Origin of the sequence: Enterobacter sp. DTU_2021_1002640_1_SI_PRY_ASU_LCPMC_013, from assembly GCF_032389435.1 — a bacterium.
Taxonomy (GTDB): Bacteria; Pseudomonadota; Gammaproteobacteria; order Enterobacterales; family Enterobacteriaceae; genus Enterobacter; species Enterobacter hormaechei_C.
This window is the reverse complement of record NZ_CP135594.1, coordinates 797,491-824,006: the sequence shown is the minus strand read 5'-3', so window position 1 is coordinate 824,006 and position 26,516 is coordinate 797,491. Positions and strand designations below refer to the sequence as shown.

General features: G+C 53.1%; 25 protein-coding genes. 17 read left to right on the top strand and 8 right to left on the bottom strand.

Features of this window, described 5'->3' with window-relative positions:
* Positions 1 to 12: 12 nt before the first annotated feature.
* The 12 genes from pcnB to RS584_RS03880 all read left to right on the top strand — a co-directional run bounded on the left by pcnB (position 13) and on the right by RS584_RS03880 (position 11,449).
* On the top strand, positions 13 to 1,410 hold the full coding sequence (gene pcnB / locus RS584_RS03935) for a polynucleotide adenylyltransferase PcnB (RefSeq protein WP_026080645.1): 1,398 nt from the start codon (positions 13 to 15) through the stop codon (positions 1,408 to 1,410).
* Positions 1,407 to 1,886 carry a 2-amino-4-hydroxy-6-hydroxymethyldihydropteridine diphosphokinase gene (gene folK, locus RS584_RS03930; RefSeq protein WP_315748971.1) on the top strand — a complete coding sequence of 160 codons (480 nt, stop codon included), beginning with the start codon at positions 1,407 to 1,409 and terminating at the stop codon, positions 1,884 to 1,886. Before pcnB ends, folK begins: the two co-directional genes overlap by 4 nt.
* A 123-nt stretch (positions 1,887 to 2,009) precedes the next feature.
* Positions 2,010 to 2,801, top strand: coding sequence for a 3-methyl-2-oxobutanoate hydroxymethyltransferase (panB, locus tag RS584_RS03925; RefSeq protein ID WP_015572705.1), 792 nt, complete (start codon positions 2,010 to 2,012; stop codon positions 2,799 to 2,801).
* 11 nt (positions 2,802 to 2,812) lie between these two features.
* The gene (gene panC, locus RS584_RS03920; RefSeq protein WP_003856282.1) at positions 2,813 to 3,664 is read left to right on the top strand and encodes a pantoate--beta-alanine ligase; all 852 of its coding nucleotides are present in this window, start codon (positions 2,813 to 2,815) and stop codon (positions 3,662 to 3,664) included.
* Positions 3,665 to 3,696: 32 nt separating this feature from the next.
* Positions 3,697 to 4,077 (top strand): aspartate 1-decarboxylase, encoded by a 381-nt coding sequence (gene panD / locus RS584_RS03915; RefSeq protein ID WP_003856284.1) that lies wholly within the window; start codon positions 3,697 to 3,699, stop codon positions 4,075 to 4,077.
* Between the two features lie 321 nt (positions 4,078 to 4,398).
* Positions 4,399 to 5,013: a fimbrial protein gene (locus tag RS584_RS03910; protein WP_032671422.1), complete on the top strand. Its 615-nt coding sequence runs from the start codon at positions 4,399 to 4,401 to the stop codon at positions 5,011 to 5,013.
* A gap of 86 nt (positions 5,014 to 5,099) precedes the next feature.
* Positions 5,100 to 5,843, top strand: coding sequence for a fimbrial chaperone (locus RS584_RS03905; RefSeq protein WP_315748970.1), 744 nt, complete (start codon positions 5,100 to 5,102; stop codon positions 5,841 to 5,843).
* 81 nt (positions 5,844 to 5,924) lie between these two features.
* The gene (locus RS584_RS03900; RefSeq protein WP_315748969.1) at positions 5,925 to 8,519 is read left to right on the top strand and encodes an outer membrane usher protein; all 2,595 of its coding nucleotides are present in this window, start codon (positions 5,925 to 5,927) and stop codon (positions 8,517 to 8,519) included.
* A gap of 39 nt (positions 8,520 to 8,558) precedes the next feature.
* Positions 8,559 to 9,128 carry a fimbrial protein gene (locus RS584_RS03895; RefSeq protein WP_032671536.1) on the top strand — a complete coding sequence of 190 codons (570 nt, stop codon included), beginning with the start codon at positions 8,559 to 8,561 and terminating at the stop codon, positions 9,126 to 9,128.
* A gap of 26 nt (positions 9,129 to 9,154) precedes the next feature.
* Complete coding sequence (locus RS584_RS03890; protein WP_315748968.1) at positions 9,155 to 9,727, top strand: fimbrial protein; 573 nt, start codon at positions 9,155 to 9,157, stop codon at positions 9,725 to 9,727.
* Positions 9,728 to 9,741: 14 nt separating this feature from the next.
* Positions 9,742 to 10,344 carry a fimbrial-like protein gene (locus tag RS584_RS03885; RefSeq protein ID WP_315748967.1) on the top strand — a complete coding sequence of 201 codons (603 nt, stop codon included), beginning with the start codon at positions 9,742 to 9,744 and terminating at the stop codon, positions 10,342 to 10,344.
* Between the two features lie 133 nt (positions 10,345 to 10,477).
* Positions 10,478 to 11,449 carry a fimbrial protein gene (locus RS584_RS03880; protein ID WP_162268514.1) on the top strand — a complete coding sequence of 324 codons (972 nt, stop codon included), beginning with the start codon at positions 10,478 to 10,480 and terminating at the stop codon, positions 11,447 to 11,449.
* A 3-nt stretch (positions 11,450 to 11,452) separates the two neighbouring features.
* On the opposite strand, the gene RS584_RS03875 is transcribed toward RS584_RS03880, so the two are convergent.
* From RS584_RS03875 to RS584_RS03860, 4 genes are all read right to left on the bottom strand, one after another.
* Positions 11,453 to 12,700, bottom strand: a complete 1,248-nt coding sequence (locus RS584_RS03875; RefSeq protein ID WP_315749916.1) for a polysaccharide deacetylase family protein — start codon at positions 12,698 to 12,700, stop codon at positions 11,453 to 11,455.
* Positions 12,701 to 12,763: 63 nt separating this feature from the next.
* Complete coding sequence (locus RS584_RS03870) at positions 12,764 to 13,204, bottom strand: PTS sugar transporter subunit IIA (RefSeq protein WP_015572698.1); 441 nt, start codon at positions 13,202 to 13,204, stop codon at positions 12,764 to 12,766.
* Positions 13,205 to 13,309: 105 nt separating this feature from the next.
* Complete coding sequence (locus RS584_RS03865) at positions 13,310 to 14,080, bottom strand: ABC transporter permease (RefSeq protein WP_315748966.1); 771 nt, start codon at positions 14,078 to 14,080, stop codon at positions 13,310 to 13,312.
* Positions 14,077 to 15,003, bottom strand: a complete 927-nt coding sequence (locus RS584_RS03860) for an ABC transporter ATP-binding protein (protein WP_017383763.1) — start codon at positions 15,001 to 15,003, stop codon at positions 14,077 to 14,079. Before RS584_RS03860 ends, RS584_RS03865 begins: the two co-directional genes overlap by 4 nt.
* Positions 15,004 to 15,110: 107 nt before the next feature.
* On the opposite strand from RS584_RS03860, the gene can reads away from it, so the two are divergent.
* Positions 15,111 to 15,773 carry a carbonate dehydratase gene (can, locus tag RS584_RS03855; RefSeq protein ID WP_003856301.1) on the top strand — a complete coding sequence of 221 codons (663 nt, stop codon included), beginning with the start codon at positions 15,111 to 15,113 and terminating at the stop codon, positions 15,771 to 15,773.
* A 64-nt stretch (positions 15,774 to 15,837) separates the two neighbouring features.
* On the opposite strand, the gene hpt is transcribed toward can, so the two are convergent.
* Positions 15,838 to 16,374: a hypoxanthine phosphoribosyltransferase gene (gene hpt / locus RS584_RS03850; RefSeq protein ID WP_003856303.1), complete on the bottom strand. Its 537-nt coding sequence runs from the start codon at positions 16,372 to 16,374 to the stop codon at positions 15,838 to 15,840.
* Between the two features lie 206 nt (positions 16,375 to 16,580).
* Here hpt and RS584_RS03845 point away from each other — a divergent pair, with 206 nt between their 5' ends.
* A complete protein-coding gene (locus RS584_RS03845; RefSeq protein ID WP_315748965.1) occupies positions 16,581 to 18,971 on the top strand; it encodes a glucose/quinate/shikimate family membrane-bound PQQ-dependent dehydrogenase in 2,391 nt (796 codons plus the stop codon).
* Positions 18,972 to 19,057: 86 nt separating this feature from the next.
* On the opposite strand, the gene cueO is transcribed toward RS584_RS03845, so the two are convergent.
* Positions 19,058 to 20,617, bottom strand: a complete 1,560-nt coding sequence (gene cueO / locus RS584_RS03840) for a multicopper oxidase CueO (protein WP_315748964.1) — start codon at positions 20,615 to 20,617, stop codon at positions 19,058 to 19,060.
* Positions 20,618 to 20,762: 145 nt separating this feature from the next.
* On the opposite strand from cueO, the gene RS584_RS03835 reads away from it, so the two are divergent.
* From RS584_RS03835 to speD, 3 genes are all read left to right on the top strand, one after another.
* Positions 20,763 to 21,110 carry a YacC family pilotin-like protein gene (locus RS584_RS03835; RefSeq protein WP_003856306.1) on the top strand — a complete coding sequence of 116 codons (348 nt, stop codon included), beginning with the start codon at positions 20,763 to 20,765 and terminating at the stop codon, positions 21,108 to 21,110.
* 101 nt (positions 21,111 to 21,211) lie between these two features.
* On the top strand, positions 21,212 to 22,081 hold the full coding sequence (speE, locus tag RS584_RS03830) for a polyamine aminopropyltransferase (RefSeq protein WP_193547996.1): 870 nt from the start codon (positions 21,212 to 21,214) through the stop codon (positions 22,079 to 22,081).
* Positions 22,082 to 22,876, top strand: coding sequence for an adenosylmethionine decarboxylase (gene speD, locus RS584_RS03825; protein ID WP_017383765.1), 795 nt, complete (start codon positions 22,082 to 22,084; stop codon positions 22,874 to 22,876).
* Positions 22,877 to 22,907: 31 nt separating this feature from the next.
* On the opposite strand, the gene yacL is transcribed toward speD, so the two are convergent.
* On the bottom strand, positions 22,908 to 23,270 hold the full coding sequence (gene yacL, locus RS584_RS03820; protein ID WP_017694501.1) for a protein YacL: 363 nt from the start codon (positions 23,268 to 23,270) through the stop codon (positions 22,908 to 22,910).
* Positions 23,271 to 23,481: 211 nt separating this feature from the next.
* Positions 23,482 to 26,079 (bottom strand): bifunctional aconitate hydratase 2/2-methylisocitrate dehydratase, encoded by a 2,598-nt coding sequence (gene acnB / locus RS584_RS03815; protein ID WP_063624012.1) that lies wholly within the window; start codon positions 26,077 to 26,079, stop codon positions 23,482 to 23,484.
* Positions 26,080 to 26,516: the final 437 nt, after the last annotated feature.

Below are 26,516 nucleotides of genomic sequence, written 5' to 3'. Positions count from 1 at the left end.
ACGAGGTGTACTATTTTTACCCGAGTCGCTAATTTTTGCCGTAAAGTGCTGAGCCGCGAAGAGAGCATGGCGAACGACGCTATTGCACAGCCACACATGTCGGTCATTCCGCGTGAGCAGCACAATATTTCCCGCAAAGATATCAGTGAAAATGCCCTCAAGGTGCTCTATCGTCTGAATAAAGCAGGCTACGAGGCCTATCTCGTCGGCGGCGGGGTGCGCGATTTACTGCTGGGCAAAAAACCAAAAGATTTCGACGTGACGACCAGTGCCACGCCTGAGCAGGTGCGTAAATTATTCCGCAACTGCCGTCTGGTTGGCCGCCGTTTCCGTCTGGCGCACGTGATGTTTGGACCGGAAATTATTGAAGTGGCGACCTTCCGCGGTCACCACGAAGCGGGCGTCAACGATCGCACGACTTCCCAGCGCGGCCAAAACGGCATGCTGCTGCGCGACAACATCTTCGGCTCTATTGAAGAAGATGCTCAGCGTCGCGATTTCACCATCAACAGCCTTTACTACAGCGTGGCGGATTTTACCGTGCGCGATTACGTCGGCGGTATGCAGGATCTGAAAGACGGTCTGATTCGCCTGATCGGCACGCCGGAAACACGCTATCGCGAAGATCCGGTCCGAATGCTGCGCGCCGTGCGTTTCGCCGCCAAGCTGAACATGCGTATCAGCCCGGAAACCGCAGAGCCGATCCCGCGTCTGGCGACGCTGATCAACGACGTGCCCCCTGCCCGTCTGTTTGAGGAGTCGTTAAAGCTGCTCCAGGCAGGCTACGGGTTTGAAACCTACAACCTGCTGCGTGAATACAACCTGTTCCAGCCGCTGTTCCCGACCATTACCCGCTACTTCACCGAAAACGGTGACAGCGCAATGGAGCGGATAATTGCGCAGGTGCTGAAGAACACCGATACCCGTATTCATAACGATATGCGCGTGAATCCGGCGTTCCTGTTCGCGGCCATGTTCTGGTATCCGCTGCTGGAAACGGCGCAGCGCATTACCCAGGAGAGCGGTCTCGCCTATTATGATGCGTTCGCGCTGGCGGCAAACGACGTGCTGGACGAAGGCTGTCGCACGCTGGCGATCCCGAAACGTATTACCACGCTGGTGCGTGATATCTGGCAGCTTCAGCTGCGTATGTCCCGCCGTCAGGGTAAACGCGCCTGGAAGCTGATGGAGCATCCTAAGTTCCGCGCCGCGTTCGATCTGCTCTCTCTGCGTGCTGAAGTTGAAAGGAACCCGGAACTACAGCGCCTGGCGCAGTGGTGGGGCGAGTTTCAGGTTTCTGCGCCACCGGAGCAAAAAGATATGCTTACGGATCTGGATGATGAACCGGCACCGCGCCGTCGTCACCGTCGCCCGCGCAAACGCGCACCGCGTCGTGAAGGTACGGCATGACCCTTGCGTATATCGCCATCGGCAGCAATCTGGCCTCTCCGCTGGAGCAGGTTAACGCTGCCGTGCAGGCCGTGGGAGAGATCCCCCAAAGCTGCATTGTCGCGCTGTCCTCATTTTACCGTACGCCGCCGCTCGGCCCGCAGGATCAACCTGATTATCTGAACGCCGCCGTGGTGCTGGAAACGACCCTTGACGCAGAAACGCTGCTGGATAATACCCAGCGTATTGAGCTACAGCAGGGTCGTGTCCGCAAAGCCGAACGCTGGGGACCGCGCACGCTCGATCTCGATATTATGCTTTTCGGTCACGAGGTGATTAACACCGAACGCCTCACCGTTCCGCATTACGACATGAAAAACCGCGGGTTTATGCTCTGGCCGCTGTTTGAAGTCGCGCCCGATCTCACCTTCCCTGACGGCTCCTCGCTGCAAGCCGTTCTGCAAAATCTCAACGCGGATAAACCGGCCCGCTGGTAATCCCGCCTCCGCATCGATTAACCATTCATTATTTGCGGTTAATCGATTGCCTAAAATCATTGTTCCCTCAAATGTTACTGTTAGAATGCGCAAAGATTCGCTTTTGGGCCATCAGGAAACAGTATGAAACCAACCACCATCTCCTTATTGCAGAAATGCAAACAGGAAAAAAAACGCTTCGCCACTATCACCGCGTATGACTACAGCTTCGCAAAACTGTTTGCCGAAGAAGGGATCAACGTCATGCTGGTCGGAGACTCGTTAGGGATGACGGTACAAGGACATGATTCCACTCTGCCGGTCACGGTCGAGGATATTGCTTACCATACCCGCGCCGTGCGCCGGGGTGCCCCCGCCTGCCTGCTGCTTTCCGATCTGCCGTTTATGGCGTATGCCACCCCGGAGCAGGCCTTCGAAAATGCGGCGACCGTGATGCGCGCCGGCGCCAATATGGTCAAAATCGAAGGCGGCGCCTGGCTGGTCGATACGGTGAAAATGCTCACCGACCGCGCCGTGCCGGTTTGTGGTCATTTGGGGCTGACGCCGCAGTCGGTCAACATCTTTGGCGGATATAAGGTGCAGGGCCGAGGCGATGCGGCACAGACGCTGTTTGATGATGCCGTGGCGCTGGAAGCCGCAGGCGCGCAGCTGCTGGTGCTGGAGTGTGTGCCGGTTGAGCTGGCTAAGCGTATCACTGAGGCGCTGTCGATTCCGGTGATAGGTATCGGCGCGGGCAACGTCACCGATGGCCAGATTCTGGTCATGCACGACGCCTTCGGGATCACCGGCGGCCACATTCCAAAATTTGCTAAAAATTTCCTGTCAGAAGCAGGCGACATGCGTGCTGCTGTGCGGCAGTATATTGCCGAGGTTGAGTCCGGCGTTTATCCGGGCGAAGAACACAGTTTCCATTAAGGAGTCTAAGTGTGCTAATCATAGAAACCCTGCCGCTGCTGCGCCAGCATATCCGCCGTGCGCGTCAGGAAGGTAAACGTATCGCCCTGGTCCCGACCATGGGCAACCTGCACGACGGCCATATGAAGCTGGTCGATGAAGCGAGAGCCCGGGCAGATATCGTGGTGGTCAGTATCTTCGTTAACCCGATGCAGTTCGATCGCGAAGACGATCTGGCGCGCTACCCACGTACCTTGCAGGAAGATTGCGAGAAGCTCAAAAAACGTCATGCGGATATCGTCTTTGCACCGGCACCCGCAGATGTATATCCCCAGGGTACCACTGAATCGACTTATGTCGACGTGCCGGGTATTTCGACCATGCTGGAGGGCGCCAGCCGCCCGGGCCATTTCCGTGGCGTCTCCACCATCGTCAGCAAGCTGTTTAACCTGGTGCAGCCGGACATCGCCTGCTTTGGTGAGAAAGATTTCCAGCAGCTGGCGCTGATCCGCAAGATGGTCGCGGACATGGGTTACGATATCGAGATCGTCGGCGTACCGATTGTGCGTGCGAAAGATGGCCTGGCGCTCAGCTCCCGTAACGGATATCTGACCGCCGAACAGCGTAAAATTGCGCCGGGCTTAAGCAAAGTCATGAATACCATGGCAGAGCAACTGCTGGCGAAAGAGTTAACAGCAGAAGAGATTATCGCCCTGGCTGAACAGGCGCTGAACGAGAAAGGCCTTCGTGCTGACGACGTTCAAATTCGGGATGCTGATACGCTTCTGGCGCTTACAGAGACCAGCAAACGTGCGGTAATTCTGGTGGCGGCATGGCTCGGCCAGGCCCGCCTTATCGACAACAAAGTGGTTGAGCTGGCGTAGTTTTTCTACCCGGAAGATGAAAGGTAAACGTAATGATTCGCAAAATGCTGCAAGGTAAGCTTCACCGTGTGAAAGTCACCCAGGCCGACCTGCATTATGAAGGCTCCTGCGCGATCGACCAGGATTTTCTCGACGCGGCGGGTATTCTCGAAAACGAAGCCATTGATATCTGGAACGTGAACAACGGTAAACGCTTCTCTACCTACGCGATTGCCGCTGAGCGCGGGTCCAAAATCATCTCCGTCAACGGTGCGGCGGCGCACTGCGCGGACGTAGGCGATATCGTCATTATCGCCAGCTTTGTCATGATGTCTGACGAAGAAGCGCGTCGCTGGCAGCCAAAAGTAGCCTACTTTGAAGGCGACAATGAGATGAAACGTACCGCGAAGGCGATTCCGGTGCAGGTTGCCTGAACCGATAATATAATTATTAATTACCCGAACAATATGTCGGGTAATTAATTCATAGACCAAGCAAATAAATTTAACTTATATATATACTAACTATTGTTTTAGATTTCCCGTCCGACAAGCGCCCACCCAAAATTATAAATCATCATTATCAATCACCTACAAATAAACATTATATCTAAAAAATATTTAAGAATTTCTAACGCCTGAAAGCTTCTCACAGACATTATTCATTCCTTAGAATCCTTTTCCCGAAACATTAGTTCGGAACAAACATAGGCTTTGCGTATGTTTAATTTCTAGCATTTAATATGGATATAAAAAATGTCTTTTAATAAATTAGGTCTGGCAACTGTAGTAGCAATGGTTCTGAGCGCTGGTTCTGCAATGGCGGCTGATCCAATTCCTTCAGATACAGGTACCATTACTTTCCACGGTATGGTTTCTAACAACACCTGTAAAGTATCCCTGGATCAGAAAATTGACCAGGACGGTAACGATTTCGACGTTAACCTGGATACCGTGTTTGTAAAAGATTTCGCTACTGCACTGAGCACCGACAGCACCCTGGGCGAGAAGAAATTCTCCCTGACGCTGACTGGCTGCGATTCTGCTACCGTTTCTCAGGCATCTGCTCAGTTCGATTCATGGGCGGGTTCTTCTTCCACTTCCGGCGGCCTGCTGGTTCCACCAACAAACACCCAGGGTGCTGCGAAAAACGTCAACCTGGTTCTGTCAAACGATGGCAACTCCGCTACCGATCAGATCAAACTTGATCAGACCAACAATACCCAGAAAGCCACTATTGATAGCAATGGCGCAGGCGCACTTTACTACCGTGTAGCTTACACCCAGGGTCAGGGCTGGGACGCAAACAGCAACCCAGTAACTGCGGGTGTTGTTCAGGCTCAAGCTGCTTTCACAATGATCTACGAATAATTCATAAAACGTAGTTCAAGAGTACTATTCATCCCCTGACATTCGTCGGGGGATTATTTGATATCATTCCAACAGGAAGTGGAAAAATGTTAAGTACATCATTTTATAAGGGATTAAAAGTAGCCTGCCTTGCTGCTGCTGTTTTTGCATCATTTCAGGCAAGTGCAGATATCGTTATTTCAGGTACGCGTATTGTTTATCAGCAATCGCAGAAAGATGTGATTGTTTCTTTAGATAACCGTGGTAAAAAACCGTTATTGGTACAGTCATGGCTCGATGATGGCCGCGATGATACTAACCCACAAGAATTAAAATTACCGTTTATTATCACTCCACCTGTATCCAGAATTGATCCACAAAAAGGTCAATCCGTTCGTATTTCTTATCTGGGCGGTTCATTGCCTAAAGATCGAGAATCCTTATTCTGGTTCAATGTGCTTGAAATCCCACCAAAATCAAAAGTAAAAGACGGTGAAAGCCCAAACCAGCTTCAGTTAGCATTCCGCACTCGTATTAAACTCTTTTTCCGTCCTGACGGCCTGAAAGGTACGCCAGGAGACGCCGCAGCCAAAGTAACATGGTCGCAGCAAAAACAAGGCAGTACGGTTAACCTGGTCGCCCACAATGATTCACCTTATAACGTTTCAATTTCGAACGTCACATTGAAATCCGCAGGCAAAGTATACCAGGTTGTTCATAAATCAATTTTACCTTTTAGCATTCAAACCATGCAGATAAAAGGCCTCAGCAATACGACTGCCGGTACTGTTGCTTACGACACGATTAACGACAATGGCGGCTCTGATAATTTCGAAGCCAAAGTCAATTAATCAATACAACACCGCCACATTATAAAAATAAAACGTTTGAATGTTGTGAAGCATTCGAACGGCGACTTGTCTGGATGAAGCATGCTATTTCAACGTTCACTTTTATGCCTCGCTATCTGTGCAGCACTACCGCTGCACGCCAGCGAGAATGGAAAAAATAATGTAGACACCGCTTCCGAATCAGAATCGGCCATTGAATTTAATGACCAGTTCCTTATCGCTAATGGTGGAAGTATCAACGTTGAGCGTTACGCTTACGGCAACCCGGTATTGCCGGGCACCTACCGTGTAAAAGTGAATTTGAATGGCAATTCAAAATCCACGGTTGAGATGACATTCATTGATAATAAAACGCCTCGCGCCTCAGCATGTCTGACAAAACTCATCTTGTCTCAATCAGGTATAGATACCAGCAAATTAGGTGATGACATCAAGAAGGATGAAGCAGCCTGTGTGGATATAAAGAAATATTATCCCGGCGCATCTGAGAGTTTTGATAGTAGTAAGCAGGAAATGGATCTCAACTTCCCGCAGATCTATGTGCCTAAACTCCCGGCAGGGTATGTCGATCCCTCTTTATGGGATGACGGCGTTACCGCTGGATTGCTCTCATACGATCTCAATACCTGGCACAGCGAATCTAACGGAACAAACTCGGATACTGCATATGCAGGGCTGCGCTATGGCCTGAACATGGGTGCGTGGCGTTTACGTTCTCGCGGCAGCATGAACTGGGACAGCGATAACGGTTCGCACTATTCAAGCCAGGATATCTATCTTCAGCGAGACATTACACCGCTTAACGCACAGATGGTTTTGGGTGATTCCTATACCCGCGGCGATATCTTTGACTCGGTGAGCCTGCGTGGTACGCGTATGTTTAACGATGACCGCATGCTCCCACAAGGCGCTACTGGTTATGCGCCCGTGATTCGTGGCGTGGCAAACAGCAACGCTAAAGTTAGCGTAATGCAAAGCGGTAACAAGATTTATGAAACGACCGTTCCACCGGGTGCTTTTGAGATCAATGACCTTAGTACGACAGGCTATGGCAATGATTTGATTGTTACCGTAGAAGAAGCTGATGGAAGTAAACGGACGTTTACCGTTCCGTTCTCCTCGGTAACGCAAATGCTCCGCCCGGGTTCCAGCCGGTGGGATGTCGGTTTAGGCGAGCTGAATGATGATTCACTGCATGACAAACCCAAAGTCGGTTATGCGACCTATGCGTATGGCCTGAATAATACCTTTACCGGCTACGTTGGCGCGCAATATACAGATATGGATTTCTATGCCGGCCTGCTTGGCCTGGCAATGAACACCCGTATTGGTGCATTTGCATTCGACGTGACGCAGTCTTATGCCGACATCGATGGGCTCGACACGCTTAAAGGACAAAGTTACCGGCTGACCTACAGCAAAATGTTGGAAGCGACTAACACCTCCCTGAACGTGGCAGCCTATCGCTTCTCAACCGAGGATTACCTTAGCCTGAATGATGCCGCCTCTTTGCAGGACAGTATCCATCATCAGGAATACGGTAACCGTTCCTATGAAAGCAATGCGCAACTGTATGCTGACTATCAGCGTACAAAAAACCAGGTTCAGGTCAGTCTTAACCAGCCGTTAAATGTAAGCGGTGAGGAATACGGTTCTCTCTATATTAGCGGCACCTGGGAGGATTACTGGAACGATAGCAGTTCAACTTCTGACTACAGCCTGGGCTACAACAATAGTTTCGCGTACGGCAGCTATAGCGTTTCACTCCAGCGTACCTATAACGAATCGGGTGAGAAGGATGACAGCGTATACGTCAACCTCAGCGTCCCGTTCAGCGTTTTTGATAAAGACCATACGCAGTCAGGCGGGTTTAACAACGTCAACATGAGCCTGCGCTCAGATTTGAAAGGCGGTACCAGCTTCAACTCTACGGCGAGCGGTAACACCAAAAACAGTGACGTCAGTTACTCCGTTAGCGCCTCTTCAAGTGGTGGAAATTACGGCAATCTCAACCAGATCAGCGGTTTTAGCTCATGGAACAGTCCTTACGGCCCGCTCGGTGTCTCGGCGTCCTTTGGTGATGACAACAGTAAGCAATATTCTGCGAGTTACAACGGTGGGATGGTTGTTCACTCAGGTGGCGTTGTATTTACGCCAGGCAGTATCGGCGAAACGGATTCACTGGCGCTGGTGAAAGCGAGTGGCGCGACGGGGGCTCGCCTGGGTTATGGCCAGAGCCGTATTGATAGCTCCGGGTACGGCATTATGCCGTATATGTCCGCCTACAGAGAAAACCGGGTTTCAATTGATATCAGCACTCTCGAAGCGGATGTCGAAATTAAAAACACAAGTGCAGTTGCTGTGCCGCGTAATGGCTCCGTTGTATTAGTAAATTTTGAAACAGATGAAGGCCGTTCGCTTGTTCTGGAATTACAACGTTCTGATAAGGGCTTTATTCCGCTGGGCGCAGATGTGCTGAACGAGAAGAATGAACCAATTGGAACAGTAGGACAAGCTGGGCAAGCGTATGTACGCGGTGTGGAAGATAAAGGTGTCTTGCGAGTGGTATGGGGCAGCGATAGCACCAGTTCTTGCACCGTACATTATCAGATCCCAGCGAATGCGAAAAAAGCGGGTCTCACAACCCTTCTGAGTAATCAGCAGTGCCTAATGTAATGATATTTACAACAGGGAATTACACCCATGGGAAATAATATGAAGAAACAACGTTGCGGTTATTCATTAATCGCATTAGCAATGTTAGCAATGACAGGACATGCTGCGGCAACCGATCTGAATGTTAATTTCACGGCCAATATTCGCGAAACCACCTGCGATATGAAGCTGGTTGGCGGTGAAGGTTCAGATACGCAGCAAACGCTGACTCTCGGTACTAACGGTCAGGTGCGTTTGGATGATGTCAAAGCCGGAACGGCGAATGCCGCTTTCAAAATCGTGATGGTTGAATGCCCGGCGTCGCTGACCTCATTAAAAACAACCGTAAAAGGAACTAAATCAGGTTATTTGGCGAGCGGCCTTGTTAACCAGATAGCAAAAACTAACGGCGGCGCTGATTTTTCTGCTGCCGAAATTGCCAGAGCGGATGCTCCGGATGCGCCCTTTATCGTTAACTCTACCCTGGATGCAGAACGCCTGGTCTGGAGCCCATCAGAAATCCAGAATAAGGAAGTTAATCTGGTAGCCACATTACGTGAAACCAAAGAAAACAGCATGACTATTGGCGATTTTCAATCCGTAGCAACCTTTGAATTCAGCTACGAGTGATTGGTGCAGGAAAACGGAGCAACATTATGAAAATGAAATCAACTTTTATCGCCCTGTCCGTTTCTGCCCTTCTGTTCTCTGGAATGGCAAGTGCAGCAATTACAGGTACCAGCAGCGTCGAACTGACGATTAAAACAAAAGTCGTATCGGGCACGTGTACAGCAAAAGTGCTTAACGGTGCAGGGACTGCATCCAGTGAGATTGCCTTTGGCGACGTATATAAGTCCGATCTGGTGAATAAAACCCGTGTCGAGCCGTTAAAAATTGCCTTTACAAACTGTTCTGGGGTAAGCAAGGCGACGGTATCCGCGGCGAGTGGTATTACTGGTGCTGGTAACGGATGCTCGGGTCCGAATACGGACGGAGATTCTTATGCCGCAGGGTTATCAACTGGCTTCGAAATTTGGTCAGGGTCTGTCGATACGGGCGTAATGCTGAGCTGCAAAAGACCTCCGGCGGCACCGGAAGTCACTATTGCTGACGGTGCAAGGGAATTCCCGATGAATTCACGCATTGTGATTGCGAAAGACAAAAAGATTGCTGATGTTGGCGCAGGTGCCGTTACCGCACCGGTAACCTTCACTATCACCTACCCATAATTCCAGGAACCATCATGCAACAATCACCGTTTACTTTATACCAGCCCGGTCTTGTGTTGCTAATGGGCCTGGCTGGTAACATCCTGCCGGGCGTAAGCCAGGCAGGCTCTGGGCTCGACGTCAATCTTACGGCCAATATTGTTAATAGCACCTGTAAGTTAAGCGTTGAGAATGGCGGAGAGATCTATCTCCCCAACGTGATGCGGAATTGGTTTTATAACGCTGATGGTAGCGATCGCTATACGGCTACCGATGATGCAGGCGGCACCCCTTTTAAGATCCATGTTGATGATTGCTACGGAGACAGCAGCACCGCTAAAAAGCTGAATTTTAGCTTCTCGCCACAATCAGGATTCTGGCCGGGGCAAAACCAGGTATTCAGAAGTGAAGAGACAGCAGCTGGGGCAGCCAAAAATGTTGGCGTCGTCCTTTTCTCTGAGAAATATAAAACGAATGTGTTAAACAACGACGGTACGTCAAAAGTCATTTATGACGTGAGCGACCAGGGTACTGCATTTTTAACGGATTATCAGTTCTATGCCCGCTATCAGAACACTGGCGTAGTGGCTGGCGGTATCGTCACCAGTAAAGTACGGGTTGACGTCACTTACGAATAATAACCAGAACAGGAAAAGGATGAGAATGTTCAACGCTTTCAGAAAGGGTTTAACTTTTAAAGGCCCAATGGCGTTTGCCATGGTGAGCTTGTTGTTATCCCTTAGCCAGACAGGCTGGGCAAGGGAGTGCCGAATGAACGATGGGAATGGCGGCACCACTACCCTGATCAACCCCGAGTATTCGGGCGGCCCCATCCGCCTTCCACCACCGGGAAACTACATCAGCGCCCTTTTTAACGTTAACCTCACGCCGGGCATTCAGGCCGACTGTGGTCCAGGAAACGATGGCTATAACCTCATGTCGCAAACAGACCCGTCCGTGTTCGTGGGGAGCCATTATGGCGAGGCCATGTTTGAAACGAATATTCCCGGTATTCATTATTCCGTGAGGGTTCACACTGCCGAAAGCGATGGTGGCATGGGGGCCTATTTCGGAACGAATACCACCGGCTGGGCCATGGTTTCTCATTCCGATAATGCTGACCCCTGGGATGGAAAATGGATTAATACCTCAGTTCATATTTTTATTGATGATGGCTATCAAGGTAACCCGAATAAAGAAACCTTCATCAAACCCAAACCAGGGACTTTGGGAAAAATGTCGATTGGCGATCCAAATGACACTAACAACCGGCCATGGACATTTATGGTCAATGAGAACTCATTCCAGATCCCTATCGTTCTTCCTACCTGCGACATTGCCATGCTTTCGGATGGGACTAACGATGTTGACCTGGGAGAATATTATGTCTCAGATATCAAAAACAATCGGATCAAGGATGTCCCTTTTTCCATAAGGCTGGATAACTGCACCAGCGTGGCAAACTTCACAACCAAACTGACCACGACAAAATTGACCGGAACTAATAATGACCTTCTTGGTAACACATTGTCGTCCGGAGCTGAGGGGGCAGGTGTGAGAATAATGTATAACGGGACGTCCCAGCTTATGCCGAATAATCCTAACTCAACCTATGTCGTAACGGACTATTACACGCCGGGTTCAAAGCAAATTGATTATGTTGCCCAGCTGGTAGCTAATGGAAGCACGGTGAAGCCGGGCTCGTTTAAAGCCACTGGCGTGTTCACCCTTTCTTACGATTGACCCCTACCCCTGCGGCTGATTGCTGATCAGCCGCGACATCGTCTCCAGCGAATCCGTTCTTAGAATATACAGCCGCTTCAGTAAGAACGGATTATCCCCCGGCTTCACCTTCCCTTTCACCGTTGTCACCGCCAGATGAAAACCGGCATCATTCGCGGCTTTAATCGCTTTATTGTCATACCCGCCAAACGGGTACGAAACATACAGCACGCGCGGGTTGAACTGCGCCAGTGCACGCCGTGAGCGTTCAAAATCGAACAGGATCACGTGATAGCTGCGGCTCAATAAGATGGGGTGTTTATACCCATCAATGCGATGCAGGAAGTGGGTGTGAGACTGAATGTCGAACACATCCTGGATGGCCTTGATTTCCTGAACGCTCATAAACTGTAGCGATCGGGGATCCCACTTCTGAGGGTGACCTTTGATACGGGATGAGATAATAAACGCCGTCGCGTTGAAGCCATACTCTTTCAGCACCGGATACGCGTAGCGGCTCACCGATTTCAGGCCATCATCAAAAGTGATCACCACCGCTTTCGCGGGCAGATTCATCTTGTTACGTACGTACCCTTCAAGCTGGTACATCGTCAGCGTGGTATAGCCTTGATCGCGTAACCAGGCCATCTGATTATTAAACGCACGTACGCTGGTTGTCGTGGAGGTATGTCGAAAACGGGTGTTCTCTTCATCACGCAGGATATGGTGGTAGGTCAGAACCGGCAGTCCGTTATCTTCCTGTGCATCCAGGCTGCTGATCCACGCCAGACGATTGCCGATGCGAATTTGAAACCAGGTCTGGTTCAGGCGATCTTTCAGCTTATTCAGAATCGGATAACGAAGATTGGCGCTTAAGGTGCCAAAGGGCGCGCTTCCGCTGCTGGGGGCGTTATACACCGGCGTGTCTTTCCAGGTGATGAGGTTTTGATTGCTGAGCGGCTTGTTCAGATCGCCCAGACTATCCTCGACGCGTTGCTTACCCTGCACTTTTTCCAGGTGCTCTTTATCAATAAACCCCGTACCGAATCCGAAACGAAATTCATAGTAATCCGCCGCGGCCGGAAAGACGGCGAGGATCTGCCCGGCGCGGACATTGCCCACGTTCACGACAGCATTTCCCACCTGCGCCCAGATGGCCGCATCTTCGGTGGTTTGCATATATTGGGCAGGAAGGCCTTGCTGACTGGTCAGGCTGGCAGACGCACCACCGGAAATCAGTAGCAGAAGGATAAAGATAACGCGCATGAGCATGGGATATAAATCGATACGGAAAATCAGTCGCCATTGTAGCAAAAGCGACATCAATACCAATGTTTAATGCTTATACAGATCGTGAAGCAAAACGAAAGGCGGATTCTTCTGCTGCTGGTGCCACAGGCTGCTCACGCCCGGCGAGCCCTGCGCCACAATGGCGTGACGAAACTCAGCGCTGCTCAACGTTGCGCGCAGCGGATACATCGCTTCGAGTAAAGGCAGGCTGATACCGGAGATCACTTCACAGTTATCATGCTTATGGCTCATTAACGCCGCTGAACGGTAAGGCGCCGCGCCCGATCTGTCGGTGAGAAAAATCACGCCATCACCGGTGTCGGTTTCATGCAGCGCGTCGCACATCATCCGGCTTAGCATATTGGTGCTCAGCCCTCGCCAGTAATTTACCGCACGACATTGCGCCAGAGGGCCAAATCGGGCCTCCAGCTTCAGGAGCATTTCCTGTGCCTCTTCATCGTGGCAGGTGATAACCCATCCCAGCATAACGTCTCTCCTTAGCAGGCGAGTAGTTTATCCAGGTGAAGGTTAGTTTACGGTGATAACTGTCAAAGAAAGTGCCCGGCAAACAGAACGTCGCCGGGCAGAAGATTAGCTACGCAGCCCACGTCCACGCTGGATCAGATACCAGCACAGCACATAGAACGCCACGATAAATACCGCCAGCACCACAACGGTGGTGAACAGCGGGACATCGGTAATGCCGAGGAAACCAAAGCGGAAGCCGCTGATCATATAGACAATCGGGTTCAGGTGCGACAGCGCCTGCCAGAACGGCGGCAGCAGCGTCAGGGAGTAGAACACCCCGCCCAGATAGGTTAGCGGCGTCAGCACAAAGGTCGGGATCAGGCTGATGTCATCGAACGTTTTGGCGAACACGGCGTTCAGCAAACCGGCCAGTGAGAACAGGATCGCAGTAAGCAATAACGTGAGCGCGACGAATAGCCACGAGTGCACCTGGAACGGCACGAAGAACAGCGAAATCGCCGTCACCAGAATACCCACGCACAGCCCGCGCGCCACGCCACCGCCCACGTAACCGGCGATAATGACGTGCGTCGGCACTGGCGCCACCAGCAGCTCTTCAATGTTGCGCTGGAACTTGGCGCTGAAGAATGAGGATGCCACGTTCGCGTAAGCGTTGGTGATCACTGCCATCATGATCAGGCCCGGCACGATAAACTGCATATAGGTAAAGCCGTGCATCTCACCAATGCGGGAGCCAATCAGGTTGCCGAAAATGATGAAGTAGAGCGTCATGGTGATCACCGGCGGCACCAGGGTTTGCACCCAGATGCGCATAAAGCGGTTAATCTCTTTCGCCCAGATGCTTTTCAGCGCGACCCAGTAAAGATGCGTCATGCCTTGTCTCCTTGTTTATCGTGCACCAGAGAGACAAACAGCTCTTCCAGTCGGTTCGCTTTGTTACGCATGCTTAATACCTGAACGCCCTGCGCGCTCAACTGGGAGAACACGCTGTTGATTCCCTGCTCGCGCAGCACTTCTACCTCCAGCGTCGAGGTATCGACCAGGCGATAGTTATACCCCTCCAGCTTCGGCAGGGCGCTTTTCGCCGCCAGATCGAGGATAAAGGTCTCTGATTTTAGCTTGGAGAGCAGGTTCTTCATCGAGGTGTTTTCCACCAGCTCGCCGTGCTGAATGATGCCGATGTTGCGGCACAGCATCTCTGCCTCTTCCAGGTAGTGTGTGGTCAGGATGATGGTGGTGCCTTTGTCGTTCAGATCCTTCAAGAAGCCCCACATGGAACGACGCAGTTCAATATCCACGCCAGCGGTCGGTTCATCAAGAATGAGCAGCTTTGGCTCGTGCATCAGCGCGCGAGCAATCATCAGGCGGCGCTTCATCCCCCCGGACAACATCCGCGCGCGCTCGTTACGCTTCTCCCACAGGTCAAGCTGTTTGAGATACTTTTCGCTGCGCTCCAGCGCTTCTTTGCGCTCAACGCCATAGTAACCCGCCTGGTTAACAACAATCTGCTGTACCGTCTCGAACGGGTTGAAGTTGAACTCCTGCGGCACCAGCCCCAGCTGGCGCTTGGCGTTGACCACGTCTTTTTGCAGGTCGTAGCCAAACACGCTGACGCGGCCCGAGGTTTTATTGACCAGCGAGCTGATAATCCCGATGGTGGTCGATTTTCCCGCCCCGTTCGGCCCCAGAAGCGCGTAGAAATCTCCCGCTTCGACTTTAAGATCTATCCCGCGCAGCGCCTGGACGCCCCCCGGGTAGGTTTTTTTGAGCTGTTCAAGCTCCAGTGCAATCGCCATGAATTCAACTTACCTTAAGTTCTGACACACGTTGTGTGGTTTCATTAAAAGTCGGGTTACCCTATAGTAGCGCAACGCAATCACTTGGTTACAGGTCGCTAACCTCCATGAACGACATAGATACACTCATCAGCAACAATGCACTATGGTCAAAAATGCTGGTGGAGGAAGACCCCGGATTTTTTGGAAAACTGGCACAGGCGCAGAACCCGCGCTTTCTCTGGATTGGATGTTCCGACAGCCGCGTCCCCGCCGAACGTCTGACCGGTCTTGAACCGGGCGAACTGTTTGTTCACCGCAATGTGGCTAACCTCGTTATTCATACCGATCTCAACTGCCTTTCGGTTGTTCAGTATGCCGTTGACGTTCTGGAGGTTGAGCACATCATTATTTGTGGCCACTACGGCTGCGGCGGCGTACAGGCGGCGGTCGAAAATACAGAGCTGGGGTTAATCGATAACTGGCTGCTGCACATCCGTGATATCTGGTTCAAACATAGCTCACTGCTGGGCGAAATGCCGCAGGAGCGCCGTCTCGACACGCTGTGTGAGCTGAACGTGATGGAGCAGGTCTATAACCTGGGCCACTCGACGATTATGCAGTCTGCCTGGAAACGCGGACAGAAGGTCTCCATCCACGGCTGGGCGTACGGTATTCACGACGGCCTGCTACGCAATCTGGAAGTGACCGCCACCAACCGCGAAACGCTGGAACAGCGTTACCGCTCGGGAATTGCCAACCTCAAGCTTAAGCACGTTAACCATAAATAACAAAGCCGGGGGTTTTCACCCTCTCCCTGTGGGAGAGGGCTGGGGTGAGGGCATCAGCCCGCAATTATTCGTCCAGAATCACTACTTTCCCAACATACGGCAGATGGCGATAACGCTGTGCGTAATCAATGCCGTAACCCACCACGAATTCGTCCGGGATGGAGAAACCAACGAACTCCACCGGCACCTGCACTTCACGGCGCTCAGGCTTATCCAGCAGAGTACAAATCGCCAGTGATTTTGGTTCACGCAGGCTCAGGATCTCACGCACTTTAGAGAGCGTGTTGCCGGAGTCGATGATGTCCTCAACAATCAACACATCTTTGCCACGAATATCTTCATCCAGATCTTTCAGGATTTTCACATCACGGGTTGTGGACATGCCGCTGCCGTAGCTGGAGGCGGTCATAAAATCGACCTCGTGCGGCACCTGCACTTCACGGCACAGGTCTGCCATGAACATGAAAGAGCCACGCAACAGACCGACCAGCACCATTTCGCTGCCGCTGTCCTTGTAATGTTCGGTGATTTGACGACCCAGTTCGGCGATACGCGCTTTGATCTCGGCTTCCGGGATCATCACTTCAACAGTATGTTTCATATTACTAACCAAATGATTTTAGTGAAAATCTCTCAATGCGGATGACTCTCGCTCCGGCATCGATACGCAAGCCAGCCATTATACCAGTAATTGGATAAGCCTGGCGTATGAGTTATAAAAAGCAATATTTGTGATTCCGATCACAGTTGTTAATACCTATAATTAATTGCTAGCAAATAATTAACAAAACTGACGAGTACTTTTCTATGGCTGAAACAAAAACTAAACAGCCGCGTCTACTGGTGACATTAACAGCCGCGTTTGCCGCGTTCTGCGCGCTGTATTTGTTAATCGGTGGCGTATGGCTGGTCGCGATTGGCGGCTCCTGGTACTACCCGATTGCGGGTCTGGTTATGGTTGGCGTAACCGTCCTGCTTTTACGCAGAAAACAATCTGCTCTGTGGCTGTACGCAGCGTTACTGCTCGCAACCATGATCTGGGGCGTCTGGGAAGTCGGGTTCGACTTCTGGGCGTTGACGCCGCGCAGCGACATTCTGGTCTTCTTCGGTATCTGGCTGATCCTGCCGTTTGTTTGGCGTCGTCTGATCGTCCCTTCCAGTGGCGCCGTGGCCGGTCTGGTCGTTGCCCTGCTGATTAGTGGCGGCATCCTGACCTGGGCCGGTTTTAACGACCCGCAGGAGATCAACGGTACGCTGAACGCGGAATCCACGCCGGCTGCGGCTATTTCGCAGGTGGCGGACGGTGACTGGCCTGCTTATGGTCGTAACCAGGAAGGTCAACGCTACTCCCCGCTGAAGCAGATCAACGCGGACAACGTGAAAAACCTGAAGGAAGCCTGGGTATTCCGTACCGGCGACCTGAAGATGCCAAACGATCCGGGTGAGCTGACCAACGAAGTGACCCCGATTAAAGTGGGCAACATGCTCTACCTGTGTACGGCGCACCAGCGTCTGTTCGCGCTCGACGCGGCTACCGGTAAAGAGAAATGGCACTTTGATCCACAGCTGAACTCCAACCCGTCGTTCCAGCACATTACCTGCCGCGGCGTCTCTTACCACGAAGCGCGCGCCGATAATGCCAGCCCGGAAGTCATTGCCGACTGTCCTCGCCGCATTATGCTGCCGGTGAACGATGGCCGCCTGTTTGCCATTAACGCTGAGACCGGCAAGCTGTGCGAAACCTTCGCCAATAAAGGCATTCTGAATCTTCAGACCAACATGCCGGACACCACGCCGGGCCTGTATGAGCCGACCTCCCCGCCAATCATCACCGATAAAACCATCGTGATTGCCGGTTCGGTAACGGATAACTTCTCTACCCGTGAAACCTCCGGCGTTATCCGTGGTTTCGACGTGAACACCGGTAAACTGCTGTGGGCCTTCGACCCGGGCGCGAAAGATCCTAACGCGATCCCATCGGATGAACACACCTTTACCTTTAACTCACCGAACTCCTGGGCACCGGCAGCGTATGACGCGAAGCTGGACCTGGTCTATCTGCCGATGGGCGTGACCACGCCGGATATCTGGGGCGGTAACCGTACGCCGGAGCAGGAACGTTACGCCAGCTCCATCGTGGCGCTGAACGCAACGACCGGTAAACTGGCATGGAGCTACCAGACCGTTCACCACGATCTGTGGGATATGGATATGCCGTCCCAGCCGACGCTGGCGGACATTACCGTTAACGGTAAAACCGTACCGGTGATTTACGCCCCGGCGAAAACCGGTAACATCTTCGTGCTTGATCGTAGCAACGGTAAGCTGGTTGTTCCTGCGCCGGAAAAACCGGTTCCGCAGGGTGCGGCCAAAGGCGACTACGTCACCAAAACGCAGCCGTTCTCTGACCTGAGCTTCCGTCCGAAGAAAGATCTCAGCGGTGCAGACATGTGGGGTGCCACCATGTTTGACCAGCTGGTATGCCGCGTGATGTTCCACCAGCTGCGCTACGAAGGGATTTTCACCCCGCCGTCAGAGCAGGGTACGCTGGTCTTCCCGGGTAACCTGGGGATGTTCGAATGGGGTGGGATCTCCGTTGACCCTAACCGTCAGGTCGCCATCGCTAACCCAATGGCGCTGCCGTTCGTTTCCCGCCTGATCCCTCGTGGTCCGGGTAACCCAATGGAGCAGCCGAAAGATGCGAAAGGCAGCGGTACCGAAGCCGGTATCCAGCCGCAGTATGGCGTTCCTTATGGTGTGACCCTGAATCCGTTCCTTTCTCCGTTCGGTCTGCCGTGTAAACAGCCTGCCTGGGGTTACATCTCTGGTCTGGATCTGAAGACCAACAAGATCGTCTGGAAGAAACGTATTGGTACGCCACAGGACAGCATGCCGTTCCCGATGCCTGTTCCAGTGCCTTTCAATATGGGTATGCCAATGCTGGGTGGCCCAATCTCCACCGCCGGTAACGTGCTGTTCATCGCGGCAACCGCAGATAACTACCTGCGCGCGTACAACATGACCAACGGTGAGAAACTGTGGCAAGGCCGTCTGCCAGCCGGTGGACAGGCAACGCCGATGACCTATGAAGTGAATGGCAAGCAGTACGTTGTCATCTCTGCGGGTGGTCACGGTTCGTTTGGCACGAAGATGGGCGACTATATTGTCGCGTATGCTTTGCCAGATGAAAGTAAGTAATTAAAAAAGCCCGGTGGCGCTGCGCTTACCGGGCCTACGATTTCCATATGTAAGCCGGGTAAGGCGAAGCCGCCACCTGGCTTTTTTTATACGGTAAAACCGAGCATCATCCCCGTATCTTCATGCTCCAGCAGATGACAGTGGGCCATATAGGCAAACTCTTTCGGCGCCTCGTGGTCGAACTTCACCAGCACCTCGCTGACGCCGCCTTCCACCCTCACCGTATCTTTCCAGCCCGCACGATGCGCCTCCGGCGCTTTACCATTTTCAGACAGAATACGGAACTGCGTGCCGTGGATATGGAACGGGTGCAGCATCATGTCGCCTTCGCCTGAAATAACCCAGCGTTCAAACTGCCCTTTCGTGGCGGCGAACATGGGCGTGTTCATATCGAACGCTTTGCCGTTGATGCGGTTGGCGTTGTGGAAATCGAAACCATGGCCGCCGTGATCCATGCCGCCCATTTTACCGTGGTCCATATTCATATGGCCCATCATCTGGCCGTGATGCATTCCCGCCATGGCCTGATTGCCGTACTTCTTCATCAGCGCCTGCATGCCCATCATGTCTAGCATCGGATCCATAGAAAGCTGAAGTTTACGCTGCGTAAGCCCGTCCAGCGACGGGAGTGCTGGCAGCGTGGTGAGGGTCTCCGGCAGCGTACCGGAGGCGGTGATCTGTAGCGGCTGAATGCGCAGGACCGGATGCGGCTTATCAAACGGCGCAACGGCCATCCCCATCTGGCTGACCGGCAGGGTCACCAGGTCAAACGCTTTGCCATCGCTGATGTCCACCAGCACCTCGAAGCGCTCCCCCATCAGCATCGGCAGCTCGCTCACCTTCACCGGCTCCGGCAGCAGGCCGCCGTCGCTTGCCACCACGTAAAGCGGGCGTTTATCGCTGGTGGCGAAGTTCAGCGAGCGGGCGTTACAGCCGTTAAGCAGACGTAAGCGCAGCCAGCCTTTTGGCGCGGCATGCTGCGGGTAGATCGCGCCGTTGGTCAGGAGTGTCTCGCCAAACCAGCCTACCGCCGCGCTCATTACGTCCAGCTGATAGTCAATTTGCCCGTCAGCGTTGAATTTTTTGTCCTGCACAATCACCGGGACATCGTCGATTCCCCACTGTTTTGGCAGGCGCAGCAGGCGGCTTTCATCGTCTTCAATCAGCACCAGGCCGGCCAGCCCCATCGCCACCTGATGGCCCGTTTTGCCATGCTGATGCGGGTGGAACCAGCAGGTCGCCGCGCGTTGTTCCGGAGTAAAGGTTACGCTGCGTTTACCACCAGGCCTGATAATGCCCTGAGGCCCTCCATCCACTTCGCCCGGGACTTCCAGCCCGTGCCAGTGCAGCGTGGTCTCTTCCGCAAGCGTGTTATGAATGTCTACCGTCACCGCCTTCCCTTTGCGTAACTGCAACGCCGGGCCGAGCAGATTGCCGTTATAGCCCCACGTCGTGGCGGCGTGCTGACCGAACGTGGTTTTACCGGCCTGCACCACAAGCTGAATGCGGCTGCGGGCATCTGCGGCGAGTAATTCAGGAATGGGTAAAGCCGGTCTGTCGGCGGCAAAAACGGCGCGGCTCCAGAGAGGTAACGCGCTGGCAACCCCCAGTGCGGCAGAAAATTTTAAAAAATCACGACGTTGCATGTGCATTTCCTTATTTCCAGCAGGCGATCTTTTGAGCATAAACCCTCCCCTTACCGGAAGGTCAAGCACGGCGGCAATAATAAAGATCGTCGGCCTGGCATCAAGTATGCTAACGTTAATTTTCCGTGATGCAGTGGTAAAGGCAATGAAGACGTTTTTCAGAACAATTTTGTTCGCCAGCCTGATGGCGATGTGTGCGAACAGTTACGCGCTAAGTGAAAACGAAGCGGAAGATATGGCCGATCTGACGGCAGTTTTTGTTTTTCTGAAAAACGATTGTGGTTACCAGAATTTACCCAATGGGCAAATTCGTCGCGCACTGGTCTTTTTTGCCCAGCAGAACCAATGGGACCTCAGCAACTACGACAGCTTCGACATGAAGGCGCTCGGTGAAGACAGCTACCGTGATTTAAGCGGTATTGGCATTCCCACTGCTAAAAAATGCAAAGCGCTGGCTCGCGATTCACTCAGCCTGCTCGCCTACGTGAAGTAACCTTCCCGACGCCCCTTGTTGACCCGTTAACCGCCTCACGGCGGTGTTGTGTTGCGCCCATCTGCCGGATGTAATGGATGTTAACGAAGGAGGTGCTCCCCATGACCGAAAAAACGGTATGGCAAGAAACGCTGCATGACCAGTTTGGTCAGTATTTTGCCGTGGATAACGTGCTCTATCATGAGAAAACCGATCATCAGGATTTGATAATCTTCGAAAACGCCGCCTTTGGCCGCGTGATGGCGCTGGACGGCGTGGTGCAAACCACCGAGCGCGACGAGTTTATCTATCACGAAATGATGACCCACGTCCCGCTGCTGGCCCACGGCCACGCGAAGGACGTGCTGATTATCGGCGGCGGCGACGGCGCGATGCTGCGTGAAGTCTCTCGCCATCAGAATGTCGAAACCATCACCATGGTGGAAATCGACGCCGGTGTGGTGTCGTTCTGCCGCCAGTATCTGCCCAACCATAATGCCGGCAGCTATGACGATCCGCGGTTTAATCTGGTTATCGATGATGGCGTCAATTTTGTTAACCAGACTACGCAAACGTTTGATGTCATTATCTCTGACTGTACCGACCCTATCGGTCCGGGCGCGTCGCTGTTTACCTCGTCGTTTTACGAAGGCTGCAAGCGCTGCCTGAAGCCTGGCGGAATTTTTGTGGCGCAAAACGGTGTTTGCTTCCTGCAACAGGATGAAGCACTTGATAGCCACCGTAAGCTGAGCACCTATTTTGCTGACGTCAGCTTCTACCAGGCGGCGATCCCCACTTACTACGGCGGGATCATGACCTTTGCCTGGGCGACGGATAACGACGTTCTGCGCCATCTCTCTACCGAGATCGTGCAGGCCCGCTTCCACCAGGCCGGACTCAAATGCCGATACTACAACCCGGCGATCCACACCGCAGCCTTTGCGTTGCCTCAATATCTGCAAGACGCGCTGTCCTCAAAGGAGGTGAACTAATTGAAAAAGCTTAAACTGCATGGCTTTAACAATCTGACCAAAAGCCTGAGTTTTTGTATTTACGATATCTGCTACGCCAAAACAGCAGAAGAGCGCGATGGTTACATCGCCTATATCGATGAACTCTACAACGCCAACCGTCTGACCGAGATCCTGACAGAGACCTGCTCGATTATCGGCGCGAACATCCTGAATATCGCGCGCCAGGATTATGAGCCTCAGGGTGCGAGCGTCACCATTCTGGTGAGTGAAGAGCCGGTTGACCCGAAGCTTATCGACAAAACCGAGCACCCCGGCCCGCTGCCGGAAGTGGTAGTCGCCCACCTGGATAAAAGCCACATCTGCGTGCACACCTACCCGGAAAGCCACCCGGAAGGCGGGCTGTGTACCTTCCGCGCGGATATTGAAGTGTCGACCTGCGGCGTGATTTCACCGCTGAATGCGTTGAATTATTTAATCCACCAGCTGGAATCCGATATCGTCACTATTGATTATCGCGTGCGTGGTTTTACCCGTGATATCAACGGCATGAAGCACTTCATTGATCATGAGATCAACTCCATTCAGAACTTCATGTCCGAGGACATGAAGTCGCTGTACGACATGATGGATGTGAACGTCTATCAGGAGAATATCTTCCATACCAAGATGATGCTTAAAGAGTTCGATCTTAAGCACTATATGTTCCACACCAGGCCGGAAGATTTAAGTGAAGAAGAGCGTAAGGTCATTACCGACCTGCTCTGGAAAGAGATGCGCGAAATTTACTACGGCCGTAACATTCCGACCGTGTAAACGTGACCCGGAGCAGGGATGCTTCGGGGAATTACTTCTGTTTCATAAAATCGCGGTAGGCGTTCAACACGCTCAGGAAGTCTTCCACGCCGCACAGCGACAGGCTCTCTTCGTCGTAGTAGCTCATTCCCTCTTCCATCTCATCACCCGAGAACTCAAGCTGGTTGGCGCGCACCATCACCTCTTCGCCATCCATCCACAGCGTGTATTCGTGCCCGGCGCGTTGCCAGGAGCGTTCACTGCCTTTCACCGTTTCCGCCGCCTGTTCGACTTCATCCAGCAGCGCGAGGTTCTCTTTCACCTCTTCGTTAAACCAGTGTCCAACGGCTTCGTGCCCCATCGACATTCGCACTTTCACCACGCCGGTGATGTCGCGCAAAAATTCGTAATCCATAGCGTTTTCCTCTGCAAAGCCATTAGGGTAATTATCGCAGCAGAGAGGAAGAAAAAAAGCGGGCGAGGTGGGAGGAATGAAAATAAAAACCCACCGACGTTGCGATGGGTTTTGTAGGCCCGGTAAACGTAGCGCCACCGGGCAATGGGTCAGGTGCGGAGCGGTCTGGCGCCCTCACCCCCAGCCCCTCTCCCACGGGAGAGGGTAGCATTTATACTGCGGTCTGGAAGATCACCCCGTCAGCCTTCTCGGTGTACTGAGAGAGCTGGTCGAAGTTCAGATAACGATAAGTATCCACCGCCGTCTTATCTACCTGAGCCACAAAGGTCTGGTACTCTTCCGGCGTTGGCAGTTTGCCAATCAGCGCCGCAACCGCCGCCAGCTCCGCAGAGGCCAGGTAAACGTTCGCCCCGGTTCCTAAACGGTTAGGGAAGTTACGGGTTGAGGTGGAAACCACCGTCGCACCGTCGGCCACGCGCGCCTGGTTGCCCATACACAGGGAACAGCCAGGGATTTCGATACGCGCCCCGCTCTTACCGAACACGCTGTAGTAACCCTCTTCGGTCAGCTGCGCCGCATCCATACGGGTTGGCGGCGCCACCCACAGACGGGTCGGCAGCTGGCCTTTGTGGGTATCCAGCAGCTTACCGGCAGCACGGAAGTGGCCGATGTTGGTCATACAGGAGCCGATGAACACTTCGTCGATCTTATCGCCCTGTACGTCAGAGAGCAGACGCGCATCGTCCGGATCGTTAGGCGCACACAGGATTGGCTCTTTGATATCCGCCAGATCGATCTCAATCACCGCCGCGTACTCTGCGTCAGCATCGGCTTCCAGCAGCTGCGGATCCGCCAGCCATTTTTCCATGCCCTGAATACGACGCTCCAGCGTACGACGGTCGCCGTAGCCTTCCGCTATCATCCACTTCAGCAGCACGATGTTGGAGGTCAGATACTCAATAATCGGCTCTTTGTTCAGCTTGATGGTACAGCCCGCCGCAGAACGCTCGGCAGAGGCATCGGTCAGCTCGAACGCCTGCTCCACTTTCAGATCCGGCAGACCTTCAATTTCCAGAATGCGGCCAGAGAAGATGTTTTTCTTGCCTTTCTTCTCAACGGTCAGCAGACCCTGTTTGATGGCATACAGCGGGATCGCGTGCACCAGATCGCGCAGGGTAATGCCCGGCTGCATTTTACCTTTGAAGCGCACCAGCACCGATTCCGGCATATCCAGCGGCATCACGCCGGTCGCTGCGGCAAACGCCACCAGACCGGAACCCGCCGGGAAGGAGATCCCGATTGGGAATCGGGTATGGGAGTCACCGCCGGTACCGACGGTATCCGGCAGCAGCATGCGGTTCAGCCAGGAGTGGATAACGCCGTCGCCCGGACGCAGGGAGACACCGCCACGGTTCATAATGAAGTCTGGCAGCGTGTGGTGCGTGGTTACGTCAACCGGCTTCGGATACGCCGCGGTGTGGCAGAAGGATTGCATCACCAGATCGGAAGAGAAGCCCAGGCACGCCAGGTCTTTCAGTTCATCACGGGTCATTGGGCCAGTGGTGTCCTGAGACCCCACGGAGGTCATTTTCGGTTCGCAGTACGCGCCAGGACGGATACCAGCGACGCCGCAGGCGCGACCCACCATTTTCTGTGCCAGCGAGAAGCCGCGATCGCTTTCCGCCACGTCTTTCGCCTGACGGAAAACGTCTGAGTGCGGCAGACCCAGCGCTTCACGCGCTTTGGTGGTCAGGCCACGGCCGATGATCAGCGGAATACGGCCACCGGCACGCACTTCGTCGATCAGCACGTCGGTTTTCAGCTCGAAGCTTGCCAGCAGCTCGTTGGTTTCGTGATTACGCACTTCGCCTTTATACGGGTAAACGTCAATCACGTCGCCCATGTTCAGGTTGCTCACGTCCACTTCAATTGGCAGCGCGCCCGCATCTTCCATGGTGTTGAAGAAGATTGGCGCAATTTTGCCGCCGAGGCACAGGCCGCCGCCGCGCTTGTTCGGCACGTGCGGAATGTCGTCGCCCATGAACCACAGCACGGAGTTGGTGGCGGATTTACGGGAAGAACCGGTACCGACCACATCACCGACGTAAGCCAGCGGGAAACCTTTTTGTTGCAGGGCTTCGATCTGTTTGATCGGGCCAACCACGCCAGGCTGATCCGGCTCAATGCCTTCACGGGCGTTTTTCAGCATCGCCAGGGCGTGCAGTGGGATATCCGGGCGAGACCATGCATCCGGCGCCGGAGAAAGGTCATCGGTGTTGGTTTCACCGGTCACTTTAAAGACGGTAACGGTAATTTTTTCAGCAAGCTGAGGGCGGTTCAGGAACCATTCGGCATCGGCCCATGACTGCATCACCTGCTTCGCGTAAACGTTGCCTGCTTTGGCTTTTTCTTCCACATCGTAGAAGTTATCGAACATCAGCAGCGTCGAAGAGAGCGCTTTGGCAGCAATCGGCGCCAGCTTGTCGTTATCCAGCGCGTCAATCAGCGGATGAATGTTATAGCCGCCCTGCATGGTGCCGAGCAGTTCAATCGCTTTTTCAGGAGTAACCAGTGGGGAGGTGGCTTCGCCTTTGGCAACGGCGGCAAGGAATCCGGCTTTTACGTAGGCAGCTTCATCTACGCCAGGCGGTACACGGTTGATCAGCAGATCTAACAGGAATTCTTCTTCGCCCTCAGGCGGGTTCTTCAGCAGCTCGACGAGCGCGGCCATTTGGGTTGCATCTAACGGTTTGGGTACAATTCCCTCGGCGGCACGTTCTGCTACGTGCTTACGGTATTCTTCTAGCACGACGGTTCTCCTCGCTCTCATTGTCATATGCGGCGGGCGTTCTCTTCACGCTCCTGTGAGACAGCAGTTTGTAGGGTAAATGCCCGATACCGCGTCGGGCAGCATAGCAGGATTTCTGCACAGTGTTAATCTGTTTACAAAAAAGCAACATTAAAAAATTTGCTGAATCGTTAAGCATGGTATAGCACCCCGTCACCGGGCCCGAAAGCAGTTCCGTAAGTTTGTCGCCACCCCAGCAGCTAGCTGCTGGCCGCTCGCAAGAGCGGCCTTCTGAATGTCCGTCGCCTGCTCAGCCGTCCGATATAATTGTGTAATAAATACTCACACTCTTTATCCGGATGCTTCGGAGGTTTTCCCAACAAAAGTTAAAACTGTAAAACACGGGTGAATGATACTCGCGGCAACAGCAACGCCTCACGGCACTGCACTCGTCTCGT